Origin of the sequence: Bacillus cereus group sp. MYBK195-1 (assembly GCF_051916605.1) — a bacterium.
Taxonomy (GTDB): Bacteria; Bacillota; Bacilli; order Bacillales; family Bacillaceae_G; genus Bacillus_A; species Bacillus_A cereus.
In genome coordinates this window covers 1125354-1142036 of sequence record NZ_JBQAGZ010000001.1, presented here as the reverse complement: position 1 = coordinate 1142036, position 16683 = coordinate 1125354, and the positions used below count along the sequence as shown (strand labels likewise).

Genomic DNA, 16683 nt, shown 5'->3' with positions numbered 1-16683 from the left:
TTGTTATAAAATAACCTTTCATAAACATGAAGAAATATATCACATATTTTGATACACAATTGGTTATTTACAGAATCTTTACACATTCTATACATTCACATCAAAATTCACTTCACATATTTGATATGATGAATTGGAAGATAACAATAGAAAAGGTGAGTCATATTGGAACAAAATCAAACTGTAACTTTAAACATCTTATTAACAAGCGATATACATGGCACTGTTTATCCTATTCACTACCAAGATAACTCCCCAGCAGAACTTGGTTTAGCTAAAATTTCTACTCTTATAAAAAAAGAACGTTCCCAAAATACAAACGTTCTTTTAATTGATAATGGCGACTTTATTCAAGGCACACCATTTACTTATCATTATGTTACATACGAAAAAAACAAAAAAAACCCAATGTCCTTATTAGCGAATTACTTACAGTATGACGCTGCAATTATCGGCAATCATGAATTTAATTACGGGATGGATATATTAAATAATGCTGTGACTACTGCGAACTTCCCGTACCTATCAGCAAACATTTTAGATAAAAACAGTAAAAAACCTTATTTCGGGAAACCATATGTAATAAAACATATTGAATCAAATATAAAAATTGCTATTTTAGGGGTGACAACGCATTACATTCCCAATTGGGAACAACCCCATCACATTAAAGATTTACTATTTAAAGATGCATTAAAGACTACAAAAGAATGGGTTTCTTACATTCGCAAACATGAGAAACCAGATTTACTAGTCGTAGCGTATCACGGGGGAGTTGAACGAGATTTACAAACCGGGGTACCGACTGAAGTGTTAACAGGAGAAAACCAAGGATATGCAATGTGCCATGAAATTGAAGGTATAGATCTTTTACTAACAGGTCATCAACACCGAGAAATTTCTCACACAATGGCTAACGGTGTAACAATTTTACAGACTGGATGCAATGGACACTCAGTTGGAAAAGTAAAAATAACATTCGAAAAAACAAAACATAAATGGGTGAAAAAAGAGAGTTCTTCTGAATTATTATCTGTACAAGGAGTTGAGGCGGACCAAGATGTACTTTCATTGGTAGCCGATTACGAAGAGAAAACACAAAAGTGGCTTGATCAACCTATTGGAATCATTCAAGGGGGCATGCAAATTTCAGATGCTATGCAAACTCGTTTGCATGATCATCCTTTTATCGAATTCATAAATAAAATACAGATGGATATAGCTAATGTATCAATTTCTTGTACAAGTTTGTTCCATAATACATCTCCAGGTTTCCCGGAACATGTAACAATGCGTGACATCGTTTCTAATTATATTTATCCAAACACATTAAAAGTAATTAGAATAACTGGAGCGGATATAAAAAATGCTCTTGAACTCTCTGCTTCTTATTTCACATTAAAAACAGATGGATCCATCACCGTAAGTCCTACCTACATAGAACCAAAGCCACAACATTATAATTATGATATGTGGGAAGGGATTTCATACGTATTAAACATTTCAAAACCAATTGGTGAAAGAGTAGAATCTTTACAGCATAACAGTGTTCCTCTTAATATGAATGAAGAATATGACGTTGTAATGAATAATTATCGTGCAAGTGGCGGGGGAAATTTCTTTATGTTTCAAAACAAACCGGTAGTAAAAGATATCCCCACAGATATGTCTGAACTTATCGCTAATTATATATTGGAACATAAAACGATAGAAGCAACAGTTAATAACAACTGGAAAGTTATTAAATGAAGATTTTTTACAAATAAAAAAGATGGGCGAAGCCCATCTTTTAATTTAATTTTGCATTATCTTGCTTTTTTAAAGCTTTTAATTTCGTCGGTGTAACATCTGTACCTTCTTCGTTAACAACTTTAATACCTTTAAGTTCGTTTAACATATTTTGACGAAATCCTTTTAAATATTGTTCACGTAGCGATTGACGCTCACGTTGCTCTTCTTCAGTTAAACCTTCAGCTTTTGCTTTTTTCGCTAAGAAGTTAATGCGTTCAACGAGTTCGTGATTAATCATCTCGAATCCCCCTTCTAATCAAAACTGATTATTATCATACAATAGTTACTCTTCTTTATCAAGCAATTGCTTCGTATACTCTACATATCTACGATGTACAGTCGCCTTTGAAACATCATGACCAAATCCACGTAATGTTGCTGCAATTTCTTCAAACGTGAGTTCACTTTTTCGTAAACGTACAATTTCCTCAATTGGCACTTCTTTTTTCTCTCTTCCTACACTTAAATGACGATTTTTTAAATTATTTTCTGGACGATAACCTTTTTCTACTGCACGTTGCATACCTCGTTTAATTTTCAAATTATGAATCTTTCTTTGATATTCTTCAACAATACCAATAATATCTAATACCATCGAATCAGAATCCGACAGTTGTAATTCACCATTATGTGTATGCGTATATACTTTTATGCCTTCTTTATGTAAACAATGCATTAATGCGATCTTCGCATTTCCTCTACCAAGGCGCGTTTCATCTTGTATAAGTAACACATCGATTTGTTCGTCTCGAATTGTATCCAACACCTCTAATATACCGTCACGTTCAATTGTATATCCACTAGCCTGCTCTTCAATCACCTTAGTAACATTCATTTGATAGCGCTCAGCTAAATGCAATAATTCATCTTTTTGACGTAATAATGATGTTTCTTGCGCTTCTTTCGTTGTACTCACACGTGCATAAATAATTGCATTCATTTTGAACCCCTCTTTCTCCCTATTATTTCCCTATAGTGTAACATAAATCCGCCATTTGTTCGAACTTATGTTTGTAGAATGTTTTTTCACATGTTATACTTATTAATAAGAAAAATGAAAGAAAACGAGGTGTTAGAAAACATGGAAAAGTTAACGAAACGCCAGCAAGACATTCTCGACTTTATTAAGCTAAAAGTACAAGAAAAAGGATATCCACCTTCCGTACGTGAAATTGGTCAAGCAGTCGGCCTCGCTTCTAGTTCTACAGTGCACGGACATTTATCACGATTAGAAGAAAAAGGATACATTCGACGCGATCCAACAAAACCACGTGCCATTGAAATTTTAGGTGAAGACCGAATGGATACGGAAACACAATCTGTTATTCAAGTTCCAATTGTCGGAAAAGTTACTGCTGGTTTACCAATTACAGCGGTTGAAAGCGTAGAGGAACATTTCCCACTTCCAGCTAGTATTGTCGCTGGAGCAGACCAAGTGTTCATGTTACGTATTTCTGGAGATAGTATGATTGAAGCTGGTATTTTCGATGGAGATTTAGTTGTTGTTCGCCAACAACAGTCTGCATATAATGGTGAAATTGTAGTCGCTTTAACAGAAGATAATGAAGCAACTGTTAAACGTTTCTATAAAGAAAAAGACCATTTCCGTCTACAACCAGAAAATTCTTCATTAGAACCTATCATTTTAAAACAAGTGTCAGTTATCGGGAAAGTAATTGGCGTATATCGTGATTTACATTAAAAATAATAAAAAGAAGATAATTACCTTATTTATATACGGTAATTATCTTCTTTTTTGTATTTTGATAGATTTCCATGCATTCTATTTCTTATTAACGAGTTTTAATCGTCACATCTCCAGCAGCCGTTTTACCACTAATCTTTTTACTACCATTTCCAATTGTTACGTTTTTATTTTCTTCATTAAAAATTGTTACATCTCCGGCAGCACTTTGCCCAGTAATTACCGCATCTTGTGGTTTTTCCGATAAAGTAATATCTATATCTCCCGCAGTTGAACTTGCTTCTAGATTATACTTAGAATCATGATCTTGAATATTTATTTCCCCACTTGTTGTTTTTGCGGTCACTTTCCCTAATACCTTCTTAAAATTCACCTCACCAGCTTTTGTCGATCCCTCCACATTCTTAGCCGTTATTTGTTTCAACTCTACTTCTCCAGCAAGTGTTCTAACACTTACGCTATCACTTTTCACATCACTCATTTCGATTTGTCCAGCAGATGAATTTACTTTTACATCTTGGTAAGAGCGTTCGGGCACAAGGAGAGTCAATTTAGACGTTTGAAACCTAAAATCGTAAAAAGAAAAATCAAATGAAGCACCTTTTTCTCTTTCCCCAATAACTTTTAATGTGTCACCATCTTCTGCGATACGAATCTCTTGTTTACGTACATCTCCTGATTGCTTGATATAAAAAGAAGAGTCAGGAGATTTTTGGACAATAATATCCCCGGCATCTAACTTAACTTCTATATTTTTTAATGTTTCGTTTTTAATTACATTTTCTTTATCGCCTTTTTTAACAGTTTGTACTGCTTTTTCATATGTTTGGGAAATTCCTATTACTCCAATAATGATACAAGCAATAGCGATTAAAAATAGTTTTTTCATCATTTACTCTCCTTTTATCATTTTGAAGTTCCATATTACATATCGTACACACAATCTCTTAAACCACTTTGTACTATAAAAAGCGATAATACATAACAATAAACCTACTCCAACAAACGTTATACTAACGAAAAGATCCAACCATATAAAAGTACCCATAAATACTTTTCCAATAACGAAAAATGGTGTTACTACACTAGCAATACCACCGATCCAAAAAGAAAATATAAAAGCAATAATTGCGACTAACGGTCCTAACACAATAATAAAATTAAACAAACTAAGTCCAATCGCTGCCATAACAGCTCTTGTCACATTTGAAGTCGATGGATTTTTTTTCATTTCATCGAAGCGATACATCGCAAGTAATTCTTTCGCTATTACTTTCGGAGAACCAAGGCCTTGTATTATTTCTGATTCAGTTTTCCCCTCTTCTAGTCCAAACTGAAAGTGCTCTTCATAATCCAATAAAATATCTTGCCTCTCTTCCTCTGGTAACTTTCTAAGATAACTTGATAATTCTTTAAGAAACCCTTCTTTACTCATCCCATTCCACCCCTTCAATAATTTCTTGTACCCCTTTCGCAAAATCACACCATTCTGTTACTAACAAATGAAATTGCGTCTCCCCTTGCTCTGTTAATTGATAATATTTACGAGGTGGCCCTTCCGTAGATTCCTTTAAATACGTTTGAAAATACCCTTCTTTCGTCAAACGACGTAATAAAGGGTATACTGACCCTTCCGATATTAAAAATTTATTAGAAATTTGCTGAACAAGTTCATAACCGTAACTATCTTTACGTTTTACAAGTGCTAATACACAAAGTTCAAGCACACCTTTTTTAAACTGAACGTTCAAGTGCCATCCTCCTTCCCTATCTCAGTACTGTTCAATACACGGTACCTAATTTATCCATAATATACCACTTAGTATTATTTATTGCAAGGTACTAAGCTATATTTATTCCCTAAATCTAGAAAATGAAACTGACGAATCCCTGAATAAGACTGTGTTATAACTAAGCATCATTACGTTAATATCATTGAGTAATGATCTGATTCACAAGCCACAAACTTATAGCCTTGCAGATGAGGACGTAAAAATCATCGGTCGCGTTGTACAAGACAGTAAAGAATTATTAAGTTTATAGCACAAGTGATTAAAAAAGATAAGATCAATTCTTTTGAAAAGATTTTCTTAGTAACAGGATTCAAGAAACCAAAAATAATCCATTATCTAGTAGTTAATATATCCAATAAGTTCACTTAAAAAAGCCCTGATACCGTAGTATCAAGGCTTTTTTATTTCACAAATTATATAAAACTTACGTTTATCTGATAATGTTTTTCTATGATTTCACTACTTGTTATTAATTATTAGCTTTTATGTGGCTGTTTTTCATTTTGCAACCACATAAAATTGTAATAATAGGGAATTAAAAAACCCTTGATACGAGTTGTATCAAGGGTTCAAGCCTCTTAGTATAGAGACATATATTGATCGCGTTCCCATTGGTGAACTTGTGTTCTAAAGATATCCCACTCAATCTCTTTCGCTTCGATGAAGTGCTCAAGTAAGTGTTCTCCTAGTGCGCCGCATACTACTTCATTAGATTGTAATGTAACTAATGCTTGCGCTAATGTCGCTGGCAAGTCAACGATACCTGCTTCTTCGCGCTCTTCTTTTGTCATTACATAGATGTTACGATCTACTGCTGCTGGTGGAGTTAATTTGTTTTTAATTCCATCAAGACCTGCAGCTAATAATGTAGCCATTACTAAATATGGGTTTGCAGCTGGGTCAACACTACGTACTTCTACGCGTGTACTAATACCACGAGATGCAGGGATACGTACTAACGGGCTACGGTTTTGTGCAGACCATGCTACGTAACAAGGCGCTTCATATCCAGGTACTAGACGTTTGTATGAGTTTACAGTTGGGTTTGCTATCGCTGTAAATGCTGGTGCATGTTTTAAAATACCTGCGATGAAGTGACGAGCATCATCACTTAATTGTAAGTCACCGTTTGCATCAAAGAATACGTTCTCACCATTTTTAAATAATGATAAGTTACAGTGCATACCTGAACCGTTCACACCGTATAGTGGTTTTGGCATAAACGTTGCGTGTAAACCATGTTTACGAGCAATTGTTTTTACAACAAGTTTGAATGTTTGAATGTCATCACATGAGCGAATTGCATTTGCATATTTAAAGTCAATTTCGTGCTGCCCTGGAGCAACCTCATGGTGAGATGCTTCAATTTCAAATCCCATTTCTTCAAGTTCAAGAACGATATCACGACGACAGTTTTCCCCTAGATCCATCGGCGCAAGGTCGAAGTATCCACCGTTATCGTTTAGTTCTAATGTTGGATTTCCTTTTTCATCAACCTTAAATAGGAAGAATTCTGGCTCTGGTCCAAGATTGAAGTCTGAAAATCCTAAAGCTTCCATTTCTTTTAACACACGTTTTAAGTTGTTACGTGGGTCTCCATCAAATGGAGTGCCATCTGCATTGTAAATATCACAGATTAGTCGAGCTACTTTACCTTTTTCAGCTGTCCAAGGGAAAATTACCCAAGTGTCTAAATCAGGATATAAATACATATCAGATTCTTCAATACGTACGAAACCTTCAATCGAAGATCCATCAAACATCATTTTGTTATCAAGAGCTTTCGTTAATTGTCTCACTGGAATCTCTACGTTTTTAATTACCCCTAAAAGGTCCGTAAATTGTAAACGGATATACTTTACATTCTCTTCTTTCGCCAAACGGAAAATATCTTCTTTTGTGTATCTAGACATTATAAATTCCTCCTTAGTCCCTCTAATCGCCTTCAGAATCAGTTATCTTTAGTGAAAAAATCTTGAAATGTCACCTTGTCGCAATGAAGTTCGATTGAATCTACCTGTATGTTGTAGTTCGTCTCGAAGTATTTTGCGAAGCTCAGTTTTTGAAATTTCTTTCGTTTCTTCTTTTACTTTCACTGCTTCTGTTTGATTTTCTTTCATTAGTAACACTTGTTTAATACCAGCCATATTCAAGCCTTGATCTAACAAATCTTTAATTTCTAACAACTTATCTACATCGTTAAATGAAAATAATCTACGATTCCCCTTTGTACGGGTTGGAGAAACAAGATTATGCTCTTCATAGTAGCGAATTTGACGTGCAGACAATTGTGTTAAATCCATAACAATACCAATAGGAAACAGCGGGGCAGAACGTCTATCTTCTTTCATTTTTCAGTTCCTCCTTCGCCTTAACTGCTTCTCATTTTATACTATGTTATGTTTAGTGTCAATAGATGTTAGCTTTTCTTACATGATTTTTTATAAATTTTTTTATGAATTTTTTCATTCTTTTTTCTAATCGCATAAATCATTACTTTTATACGAAAAAAGCTGCCGAAATCGACAGCTTCCCTTTAAGAAATTGTTAATAAATTCTTTTCAATCAATTCGTCAATCGCAGAACAAATCGCAATTTTAACATGCGAATACGTTAAGCCACCTTGCACATACGCAACATATGGCGGTCTAATTGGACCATCAGCAGACAATTCAATACTTGCACCTTGAATAAATGTTCCCGCAGCCATAATTACATCATCTTCATAACCTGGCATATAGTTTGCATACGGAGTAAAATGCGAATTAATTGGAGATGCATATTGAATCGCTTGGCAGAAGGCAATCATACGGTCTTTATCATCAAATTGAACAGATTGAATTAAGTCTGTTCTTGGTGCATTCCACGCTGGTGACGTGTTCATTCCTAACTTTTCTAAAAACGCAGCTGTAAAAATTGCACCTTTCAGCGCTTGTCCTGCAACATGTGGCGCTAAGAAGAACCCTTGATACATTTCTTGCAGACTGTATAAAGACGCTCCAGCTTCAGCGCCAATTCCCGGAGATGTTAAACGATATGCACACGCTTCAACATACTGTTCTTTCCCGACAATATAACCACCAGTTTTAACAATTCCGCCGCCCGGGTTTTTAATAAGCGAACCCGCCATTAAATCTGCACCAACATGACATGGCTCTTGCTCTTCAATAAACTCGCCATAACAGTTATCTACAAACACAACAACATCAGGTTTAATTTCTTTAACAAACGCGATCATCTCTTTAATTTGAGAAATAGTAAACGACGGACGAGTAGCATAACCTTTCGAGCGCTGAATACCGATCATTTTCGTATTATTATGAATCGCTGCTGCAACAGCCTCAAAATCAACAAGCCCAGCTTCAGTTAGCGGAACTGCATTGTAACCGATATTATATTCTTTAAATGAACCTACACCTTTCCCACGTACACCAACAATTTCCTCTAACGTATCATACGGTTTCCCAGTGATATACAATAACTCATCTCCCGGGCGTAAAATACCAAATAAAGCTGTAGAGATAGCGTGAGTACCTGAAATAATTTGCGGACGAACAAGTCCAGCTTCCGCCCCAAATACATCAGCATACACTTTTTCTAACGTATCACGGCCAATATCATCATAACCATAACCTGTTGTCGGGATAAAATGCGAGTCACTAATTTTATGTTTACGAAAACTTTCTAATACACGAAACTGATTGCTTTCAATTACTTCATCCGCACGTTTATGTACTTCTGTAATCTGACTCTCTACTTCTTTTACGATTGGAGCAATTTTTTCTCCATTTTTCAAACGATCAAACATTTTTATTGTCTCCTTCTTCCACTAAAAATCTCTTTAATTGCACATTAAGCGATGAATGAGTAAAAATATACCCTGCACAATCATATACAAATTTATCTTCTAGAAACTCCATCTTTGCTAATAGAGTTTCCGTCTTTAAAAGCGTTAACAACTTACCTTCACTCGGAGGGATTTCCACTCGATAACAATCCATTTCTTTCTTCATCTTCGTTTCTATCGCTTCTTTTATACGCAATAAATCATTTTCTTCAAAAGCACTAGTCATTAAGAAATCACTTTTCGGAAACGGAATAAAGTTTTGATGTAATTCATCTTTTTTATTATATAACGTAATAATAGGAATATGGTTAATTTCAAGTTCTGATAATAATTGTTTTACTGTTTTTTCATGCCCTATGTAGTTAGGATCCGCGGAATCAACTACATGTAAAATGACATCTGCTTCCCCCGCTTCTTCCAGCGTTGAACGAAAAGCAGCGATTAATGAAGTGGGTAAATCTTGTATAAAACCAACAGTATCAGTTAGTAATACTGTATAACCAGAAGGTAACGGCATCTTCCTCGTCGTTGGGTCTAATGTTGCAAACAGAAGGTTTTCTTCAAACGTATCAGCTTCCGTTAATCTATTAAACAGTGTCGATTTCCCTGCATTTGTATACCCTATTAACGAAACTTGAAATACTTTATTATCTTTTCTTCTCTCACGATATCTTTTTCGATGTTCCACAACAACTGCAAGTTGTTTCTTTATTTCATCAATACGGGATCGAATATGACGACGATCCGTCTCTAATTTCGTCTCACCCGGTCCTCTCGTTCCAATACCACCACCAAGACGCGATAAGGACAATCCTTGCCCCATAAGACGCGGCATTGTATATTGCAACTGAGCTAATTCTACTTGAAGCTTACCTTCCCTCGACTTCGCACGTTGCGCAAAAATATCCAGTATTAGTTGCGTTCGATCAATTACTCTCGCATCTAATACTGAGGATAAATTCCGAATTTGACTCGGCGTTAATTCATTATTAAATACAATAACATCCGGCTCTAATTCTTCAGTTAACATTGTAAGCTCTTCTAATTTCCCTTTACCTATGTAAGTTGCCGGATGAAACTTTGGTCGTTTTTGCGTTGTTGACACTAACAATTCTGCTCGTGCAGTCTTCGCTAGTGATGCAAGCTCTTTCATGGAATGCATAAATTTTTCATCATCATCTTGTGGCAATTGACAGCCTACTAATATGACTTTTTCTTTTTCTTCCATCAAATATGTTCACTCATCCTTTTCGAAATTTAAACCTTCTAATATAATAGCAGAGGAAGCACATTTCATCTAGTTAGCGGGGGAGAAAATTCATGGCATGGGAGATTTTTAGCATCATAGGCACAATTGCTTTCGCACTAAGCGGAGCCATTGTTGCAATGGAAGAGGATTATGATATTTTCGGGGTGTATATTTTAGGAATGGCAACCGCATTTGGGGGAGGTGCCCTTCGTAATTTATTAATCGGTTATCCGATTGTCGCGTTTTGGCAACAAGACATGTTATTCCAAATCGCACTTTTATCAATGACTATTATTTTTCTTTTTCCAAATAAGTTAATTAGACATTGGAAAAAGTGGGAAAATATCACTGACGCTATCGGTTTATCAGCATTTGCTGTACAAGGAGCATTATATGCCCAAAAATTAAATTTACCAATTAGCGCCACAATTGTAGCAGCTGTTTTAACTGGTATCGGCGGCGGTATCATTCGCGATCTTTTAGCCCGCAGAAAACCTCTCGTTCTTCGAGCTGAAGTATATGCCTTTTGGACAATTTTAGCAGGTTTCTTAATTGGAGCTCAAATTATTGTTAGCGATTGGGCTCTTTACATTCTATTCATTTTAATTGTTTGCTTCCGCATGGTTTCTATTCATTACAAATGGCATTTACCGCACAGACGTATCGAAACGAAAGAACGTTCAATGCATAAATAGCAATCTAACCTCTTTACATATCGTAAAGAGGTTTTTCTTTTCTAACGATTTTTTCTTTATATAATGTTTATACTAATTTTTAAAGTGAGGTGAATACAAATGACAAACCACGTTAATAAAGGAGCTCAAAAAAGCTCAGTAAATCAATTTGGACACGATCCTAATTCAGCACACGAAAAGAGCGCTAAAATGGAACACTTCCATAAAACACACCAAGAAAAAGCAAAAAAAGAGTAAACGAACTTATACACAAAAATCGACGCACAGTTTATGTACTGTGCGTCTCCTCTTCGAGCATCAAATCCATACTCGATATTCCAATTAAATCATTTTTATCATACGCATCTTCTTGCAACAACCGCATCGCCTGTGTACGAATTGATTTTTCAACAATATTCCGTACATATCGCCCATTACTAAACGATGTAATTTGCGACGAATACTTCACCGCATGTAAATGATCCCTAAATTTCCATTCAGCTTCTTTTGATAACTGATATTCACGATCTTCATACATTCTCTTCCCAATTTCCAATAGCTGATTTACCGAGTAATCCGCAAACTCAATAATAAATGGAAAACGAGATTGAAGCCCTGGATTTAATGAAAGAAAGTGATTCATCTCTCTTGAATATCCAGCTAAAATCAATACAAAACCATGTTGTTTATCTTCCATATGTTTTACAAGCGTATCAATTGCTTCTTTTCCAAAGTCCTTCTCTCCTCCTCGAGCTAAAGAATACGCCTCATCAATAAACAAAATACCTCCCATTGCTTTTTTTATTAAATCTCTTGTTTTTTGGGCTGTATGGCCGATGTACTCTCCTACAAGATCAGCACGTTCAGCTTCAACCAAGTGGCCTTTCGATAGAATATTCATCTCAAACAGCAATTTTCCTATCATTCTAGCAACAGTTGTCTTCCCTGTACCTGGATTCCCTTTAAACAGCATATGAAGTACTTGCTTCTCTGACTTCAATCCCTTTTCTTGTCTTTTTTTATTCACATAAATCCAAGCATATATTTCTTTTATTATCTTTTTTATATCCTCCATCCCAACAAGCTTCCCCATCTCTTCTTCAATTCTCTGCAGCATTTCATGTTTAATTGCAGTTTCATTTGAAATTACCGTTTTATTTTCTGCGGCTGGCAAAGAAATTTTCTTTCGATGGTTTAACACAATATTAATTTGATTGTTGTTTTTCTTTCGCATCGATTGTTCCATACAATCACCTCATTTTATCCACTCACCAAATATTATTATTCCTGTCCCCCTTGTAAATGCCTATTTTCAGAAAAGTTTGCTATAATATAAGAAATAATTAAGGTGGTGGGACTATGGAGACAACGGAATTCCATGATACAATACAAGCCTTTTCTATTTTTTTATTGAATAAAGGCCGAAAACCCTCAACTATTAAACGTTATGTTTATGACATTGAAGACTTCGGACATTGGTTAGAAAAAAACAAAAAGCTCCCTTCCAGTAATATATGGGCTACACTTTGTACAAAAGACTACGAAGATTACTTTTCCGATTTAAAAACGAATCGACATTACTCAGAAAAAACGATGCATCGTGTATTTATTGTACTAAATAGAATGCATCATTTTCTAAACATTCCTAATCCATTGAAGAATATGGAAATATCTATTCAACCAGACCGTACACTTCGTAACGAAGATTTCATTTCACCTGATGAAGAAAAAAGGTTAAAGTATATAGTCACTTCATTAGAAGGACTTTCAGAAAAACAACTTCCTGTGCGCCCTTTATTAATGGATCGCAATATTGCTATTTTAAATCTATTGATTGACTACGGTTTATCCTTACAGGAACTTACAGCATTAACAATGCATCACGTTCACTTTGAAACTAATACATTATCCATCCCAGCAACCGCAGGTGTAGAAAGAACAATTACATTAGCAAAAGAAGACAAAAAACAACTATATAATTATTACAAAAGCATCCCAGAACCAGTTCGTCCTAAATACCATAGTGATGATCCATTATTTGTCGCATTCGATTTTAACCGTGGAACATACAGGTGGGTATATGAAAATGATGCACCAAAGGCATTAACGGAAATTGCTATACAAAAAATGATTCGCCTCGAAGTGGCTAGAGCCAATTTACGTAAAGGAATTTCAGGACAACATTTTCGTAACACCTATATTTTAAACTTAATAAAAAAAGAAACTCCTGAATCAGAAATTATAAAACTCGCTGGATTCAAATCAAAAATTTCCTTAAAGCGATATTATCAATACGCAGAAAATAGAAAAAACGCCTTATTGTAAGGCGTTTTTTCTATTTTTTCTTTAAACAAACGATTTTACTATGACCATTTAACTAATTTCTGCATCTACTATGATGAGTTTCGTTCACATTTTCGTGAGAAAGGAGAGATTTAATGTCTCGTTATAACGACAATCAAAACAAATTCTCCAAACCATGCTTTCCAAGTAGCGCCGGACGAATCCCAAATACTCCATCAATCCCAATTACTAAAGCTCAGCTTAGAACATTTCGTGCGATTATTATTGATTTAACAAAAATAATCCCAAAACTTTTCGCAAATCCATCTCCCCAAAATATTGAAGATCTAATCGATACATTGAACCTACTAAGTAAATTTATTTGTTCACTAGATGCTACTTCCTCCCTGAAAGCACAAGGCTTAGCTATTATTAAAAACTTAATAACTATATTAAGAAATCCAACCTTTGTAGCAAGCGCTGTATTTATTGAGCTTCAAAATCTCATTAACTATTTACTATACATTACAAAATTATTCCGAATTGACCCTTGCACACTTCAAGAGCTCCTTAAATTAATAGCAGCATTACAAACTGCTCTAGTTAATTCTGCTTCGTTCATTCAAGGACCTACCGGACCTACCGGACCTACTGGACCTCGAGGTAACACTGGCGCTACTGGCGCTACTGGGCCTCGAGGTAATACGGGCGCTACTGGCGCTACTGGGCCTCAAGGTAACACGGGCGCTACTGGCGCTACCGGTGCCACTGGGCCTCGAGGTAATACGGGCGCTACTGGCGCTACTGGGCCTCAAGGTAACACGGGCGCTACTGGCGCTACTGGTGCCACTGGGCCTCGAGGTAACACGGGCGCTACTGGCGCTACCGGTGCCACTGGGCCTCGAGGTAATACGGGCGCTACTGGCGCTACTGGGCCTCAAGGTAACACAGGTGTTACCGGCGCTACTGGGCCTCAAGGTAACACAGGCGCTACCGGCGCTACCGGTGCCACCGGGCCTCGAGGTAACACAGGCGCTACCGGCGCTACTGGGCCTCAAGGTAACACTGGTGTTACCGGCGCTACTGGGCCTCAAGGTAACACAGGCGCTACCGGCGCTACCGGTGCCACTGGACCTCGAGGTAACACGGGTGCTACTGGCGCTACCGGTGCCACTGGCGCTACTGGTATAGGAGTTACCGGACCTACTGGACCTTCTGGCGGGCCTCCTGGACCTTCTGGACCTCAGGGACCTCAAGGTAACACTGGCGCTACTGGACCTCAAGGTGCTCAAGGTAACACAGGTGCTACTGGACCTCAAGGTGTTCAAGGTAACACAGGTGCTACTGGCGCTACTGGACCTCAGGGTGCTCAAGGTAACACAGGTGCTACTGGCGCTACTGGACCTCAGGGTGTTCAAGGTAACACAGGTGCTACCGGCGCTACTGGTGCCACTGGACCTCGAGGTAACACGGGTGCTACTGGCGCTACTGGGCCTCAAGGTGTTCAAGGTAACACAGGTGCTACTGGACCTCAAGGTGCTCAAGGTAACACAGGCGCTACCGGACCTCAAGGTGTTCAAGGTAACACTGGCGCTACTGGACCTCAGGGTGTTCAAGGTAACACTGGTGCTACTGGTGCTACTGGACCTCAAGGTGCTCAAGGTAACACAGGTGCTACCGGCGCTACTGGACCTCAAGGTGCTCAAGGTAACACTGGTGCTACCGGCGCTACTGGACCTCAAGGTGCTCAAGGTAACACGGGTGCTACTGGCGCTACTGGACCTCAGGGACCTCAAGGTAACACTGGCGCTACCGGACCTCAAGGTGTTCAAGGTAACACAGGCGCTACTGGACCTCAGGGTGTTCAAGGTAACACTGGTGCTACTGGTGCTACTGGACCTCAAGGTGCTCAAGGTAACACTGGCGCTACTGGACCTCAGGGTGTTCAAGGTAACACAGGTGCTACTGGTGCTACTGGTGCTACTGGACCTCAAGGTGCTCAAGGTAACACTGGTGCTACCGGCGCTACTGGACCTCAAGGTGCTCAAGGTAACACAGGTGCTACCGGCGCTACTGGACCTCAAGGTGCTCAAGGTAACACTGGTGCTACTGGCGCTACTGGACCTCAGGGACCTCAAGGTAACACTGGCGCTACCGGACCTCAAGGTGTTCAAGGTAACACGGGTGCTACTGGACCTCAAGGTGTTCAAGGTAACACAGGTGCTACCGGCGCTACTGGACCTCAAGGTGCTCAAGGTAACACAGGTGCTACTGGCGCTACTGGACCTCAAGGTGTTCAAGGTAACACGGGTGCTACTGGTGCCACTGGACCTCAAGGTGTTCAAGGTAACACGGGTGCTACCGGTGCCACTGGCGCTACTGGTGCCACTGGACCTCAAGGTGCTCAAGGTAACACTGGCGCTACCGGACCTCAAGGTGCTCAAGGTAACACTGGCGCTACCGGACCTCAAGGTGTTCAAGGTAACACAGGTGCTACTGGCGCTACTGGACCTCAGGGACCTCAAGGTAACACTGGCGCTACCGGACCTCAAGGTGTTCAAGGTAACACTGGCGCTACCGGACCTCAAGGTGTTCAAGGCAACACAGGTGCTACTGGTGCCACTGGACCTCAAGGTGTTCAAGGTAACACGGGTGCTACCGGTGCCACTGGCGCTACTGGTATAGGAGTTACCGGACCTACCGGACCTTCTGGCGGGCCTCCTGGACCTACTGGACCTCAAGGTAACACAGGTGCTACTGGCGCTACTGGTGCCACTGGTGCTACTGGACCTCAAGGTGTTCAAGGTAACACAGGCGCTACCGGACCTCAAGGCATTCAAGGACCAACGGGTGCTACCGGCGCTACTGGCATAGGAGTTACTGGACCTACTGGGCCTACTGGACCTAGCTTCCCTATAGCAACAATTGTTGTAACAAACAATATTCAGCAAACAGTACTGCAATTTAATAATTTTATTTTTAGTACTGCAATTAACGTAAACAATATTATCTTCAACGGCACAGATACAGTTACTGTTATTAACGGTGGTATTTATGTAATTAGCGTATCCATTTCTACAACTGCACCAGGATGCGCTCCACTCGGAGTAGGAATTTCAATTAATGGAGCAGTCGCAACTGATAATTTCTCTTCAAATTTAATAGGCGACTCACTTTCATTTACTACAATCGAAACATTAGCAGCTGGTGCAAGAATTTCTGTTCAATCTACTCTTAATGAGATTACGATCCCTGCGACAGGAAATACTAACATCCGCCTTACTGTATTTAGAATCGCTTAAATTTCATCATATATTGTTTATGACAAATAAAAAAAGAGC

General features: G+C 38.3%; 16 protein-coding genes. 6 read left to right on the top strand and 10 right to left on the bottom strand.

Annotated elements, in window-relative coordinates; genetic code table 11:
- Window positions 1-165 precede the first annotated feature (165 nt).
- The gene (locus tag ACTFRY_RS06105; protein WP_098617174.1) at window positions 166-1749 is read left to right on the top strand and encodes a bifunctional metallophosphatase/5'-nucleotidase; all 1584 of its coding nucleotides are present in this window, start codon (window positions 166-168) and stop codon (window positions 1747-1749) included.
- Window positions 1750-1789: 40 nt separating this feature from the next.
- Here the strand turns inward: ACTFRY_RS06105 and ACTFRY_RS06100 are convergent, their stop codons facing one another.
- Both ACTFRY_RS06100 and ACTFRY_RS06095 read right to left on the bottom strand, forming a co-directional pair.
- The gene (locus tag ACTFRY_RS06100; RefSeq protein WP_000607015.1) at window positions 1790-2029 is read right to left on the bottom strand and encodes a DUF896 domain-containing protein; all 240 of its coding nucleotides are present in this window, start codon (window positions 2027-2029) and stop codon (window positions 1790-1792) included.
- 45 nt (window positions 2030-2074) lie between these two features.
- Window positions 2075-2731, bottom strand: a complete 657-nt coding sequence (locus ACTFRY_RS06095) for a YneB family resolvase-like protein (protein ID WP_000991470.1) — start codon at window positions 2729-2731, stop codon at window positions 2075-2077.
- Between the two features lie 141 nt (window positions 2732-2872).
- Here ACTFRY_RS06095 and lexA point away from each other — a divergent pair, with 141 nt between their 5' ends.
- The gene (lexA, locus tag ACTFRY_RS06090) at window positions 2873-3493 is read left to right on the top strand and encodes a transcriptional repressor LexA (protein WP_000413738.1); all 621 of its coding nucleotides are present in this window, start codon (window positions 2873-2875) and stop codon (window positions 3491-3493) included.
- Window positions 3494-3584: 91 nt separating this feature from the next.
- Here lexA and ACTFRY_RS06085 read toward each other — a convergent pair whose 3' ends face one another.
- From ACTFRY_RS06085 to hflX, 7 genes are all read right to left on the bottom strand, one after another.
- Window positions 3585-4388: a DUF4097 family beta strand repeat-containing protein gene (locus ACTFRY_RS06085; RefSeq protein ID WP_098617175.1), complete on the bottom strand. Its 804-nt coding sequence runs from the start codon at window positions 4386-4388 to the stop codon at window positions 3585-3587.
- Window positions 4389-4931, bottom strand: coding sequence for a DUF1700 domain-containing protein (locus ACTFRY_RS06080; protein ID WP_000031383.1), 543 nt, complete (start codon window positions 4929-4931; stop codon window positions 4389-4391).
- Window positions 4924-5247, bottom strand: a complete 324-nt coding sequence (locus ACTFRY_RS06075) for a PadR family transcriptional regulator (protein WP_001102627.1) — start codon at window positions 5245-5247, stop codon at window positions 4924-4926. Before ACTFRY_RS06075 ends, ACTFRY_RS06080 begins: the two co-directional genes overlap by 8 nt.
- 620 nt (window positions 5248-5867) lie before the next feature.
- On the bottom strand, window positions 5868-7202 hold the full coding sequence (glnA, locus tag ACTFRY_RS06070) for a type I glutamate--ammonia ligase (RefSeq protein WP_000092763.1): 1335 nt from the start codon (window positions 7200-7202) through the stop codon (window positions 5868-5870).
- Between the two features lie 48 nt (window positions 7203-7250).
- A complete protein-coding gene (gene glnR, locus ACTFRY_RS06065; RefSeq protein WP_000656783.1) occupies window positions 7251-7640 on the bottom strand; it encodes a transcriptional repressor GlnR in 390 nt (129 codons plus the stop codon).
- 185 nt (window positions 7641-7825) lie between these two features.
- Window positions 7826-9097, bottom strand: a complete 1272-nt coding sequence (locus tag ACTFRY_RS06060) for a methionine gamma-lyase family protein (protein WP_000460290.1) — start codon at window positions 9095-9097, stop codon at window positions 7826-7828.
- Entirely contained in the window at window positions 9090-10364 is a 1275-nt protein-coding gene (hflX, locus tag ACTFRY_RS06055; protein WP_016118491.1) for a GTPase HflX, read from the bottom strand. The genes ACTFRY_RS06060 and hflX overlap by 8 nt, the downstream gene beginning before the upstream one ends.
- A 92-nt stretch (window positions 10365-10456) precedes the next feature.
- On the opposite strand from hflX, the gene ACTFRY_RS06050 reads away from it, so the two are divergent.
- Both ACTFRY_RS06050 and ACTFRY_RS06045 read left to right on the top strand, forming a co-directional pair.
- Window positions 10457-11080 (top strand): trimeric intracellular cation channel family protein, encoded by a 624-nt coding sequence (locus tag ACTFRY_RS06050; RefSeq protein WP_000312267.1) that lies wholly within the window; start codon window positions 10457-10459, stop codon window positions 11078-11080.
- Window positions 11081-11179: 99 nt separating this feature from the next.
- Entirely contained in the window at window positions 11180-11317 is a 138-nt protein-coding gene (locus ACTFRY_RS06045; protein ID WP_000181501.1) for a hypothetical protein, read from the top strand.
- 31 nt (window positions 11318-11348) lie between these two features.
- Here ACTFRY_RS06045 and spoVK read toward each other — a convergent pair whose 3' ends face one another.
- On the bottom strand, window positions 11349-12305 hold the full coding sequence (gene spoVK, locus ACTFRY_RS06040; protein WP_000438175.1) for a stage V sporulation protein K: 957 nt from the start codon (window positions 12303-12305) through the stop codon (window positions 11349-11351).
- 113 nt (window positions 12306-12418) lie between these two features.
- Between spoVK and ACTFRY_RS06035 the strand changes: the two genes are divergently transcribed.
- Both ACTFRY_RS06035 and ACTFRY_RS06030 read left to right on the top strand, forming a co-directional pair.
- Window positions 12419-13384, top strand: coding sequence for a tyrosine-type recombinase/integrase (locus tag ACTFRY_RS06035; RefSeq protein WP_000450319.1), 966 nt, complete (start codon window positions 12419-12421; stop codon window positions 13382-13384).
- Window positions 13385-13497: 113 nt separating this feature from the next.
- Entirely contained in the window at window positions 13498-16644 is a 3147-nt protein-coding gene (locus tag ACTFRY_RS06030) for a Gly-Xaa-Xaa repeat protein (RefSeq protein ID WP_440032205.1), read from the top strand.
- The last annotated feature ends 39 nt before the right edge of the window (window positions 16645-16683 follow it).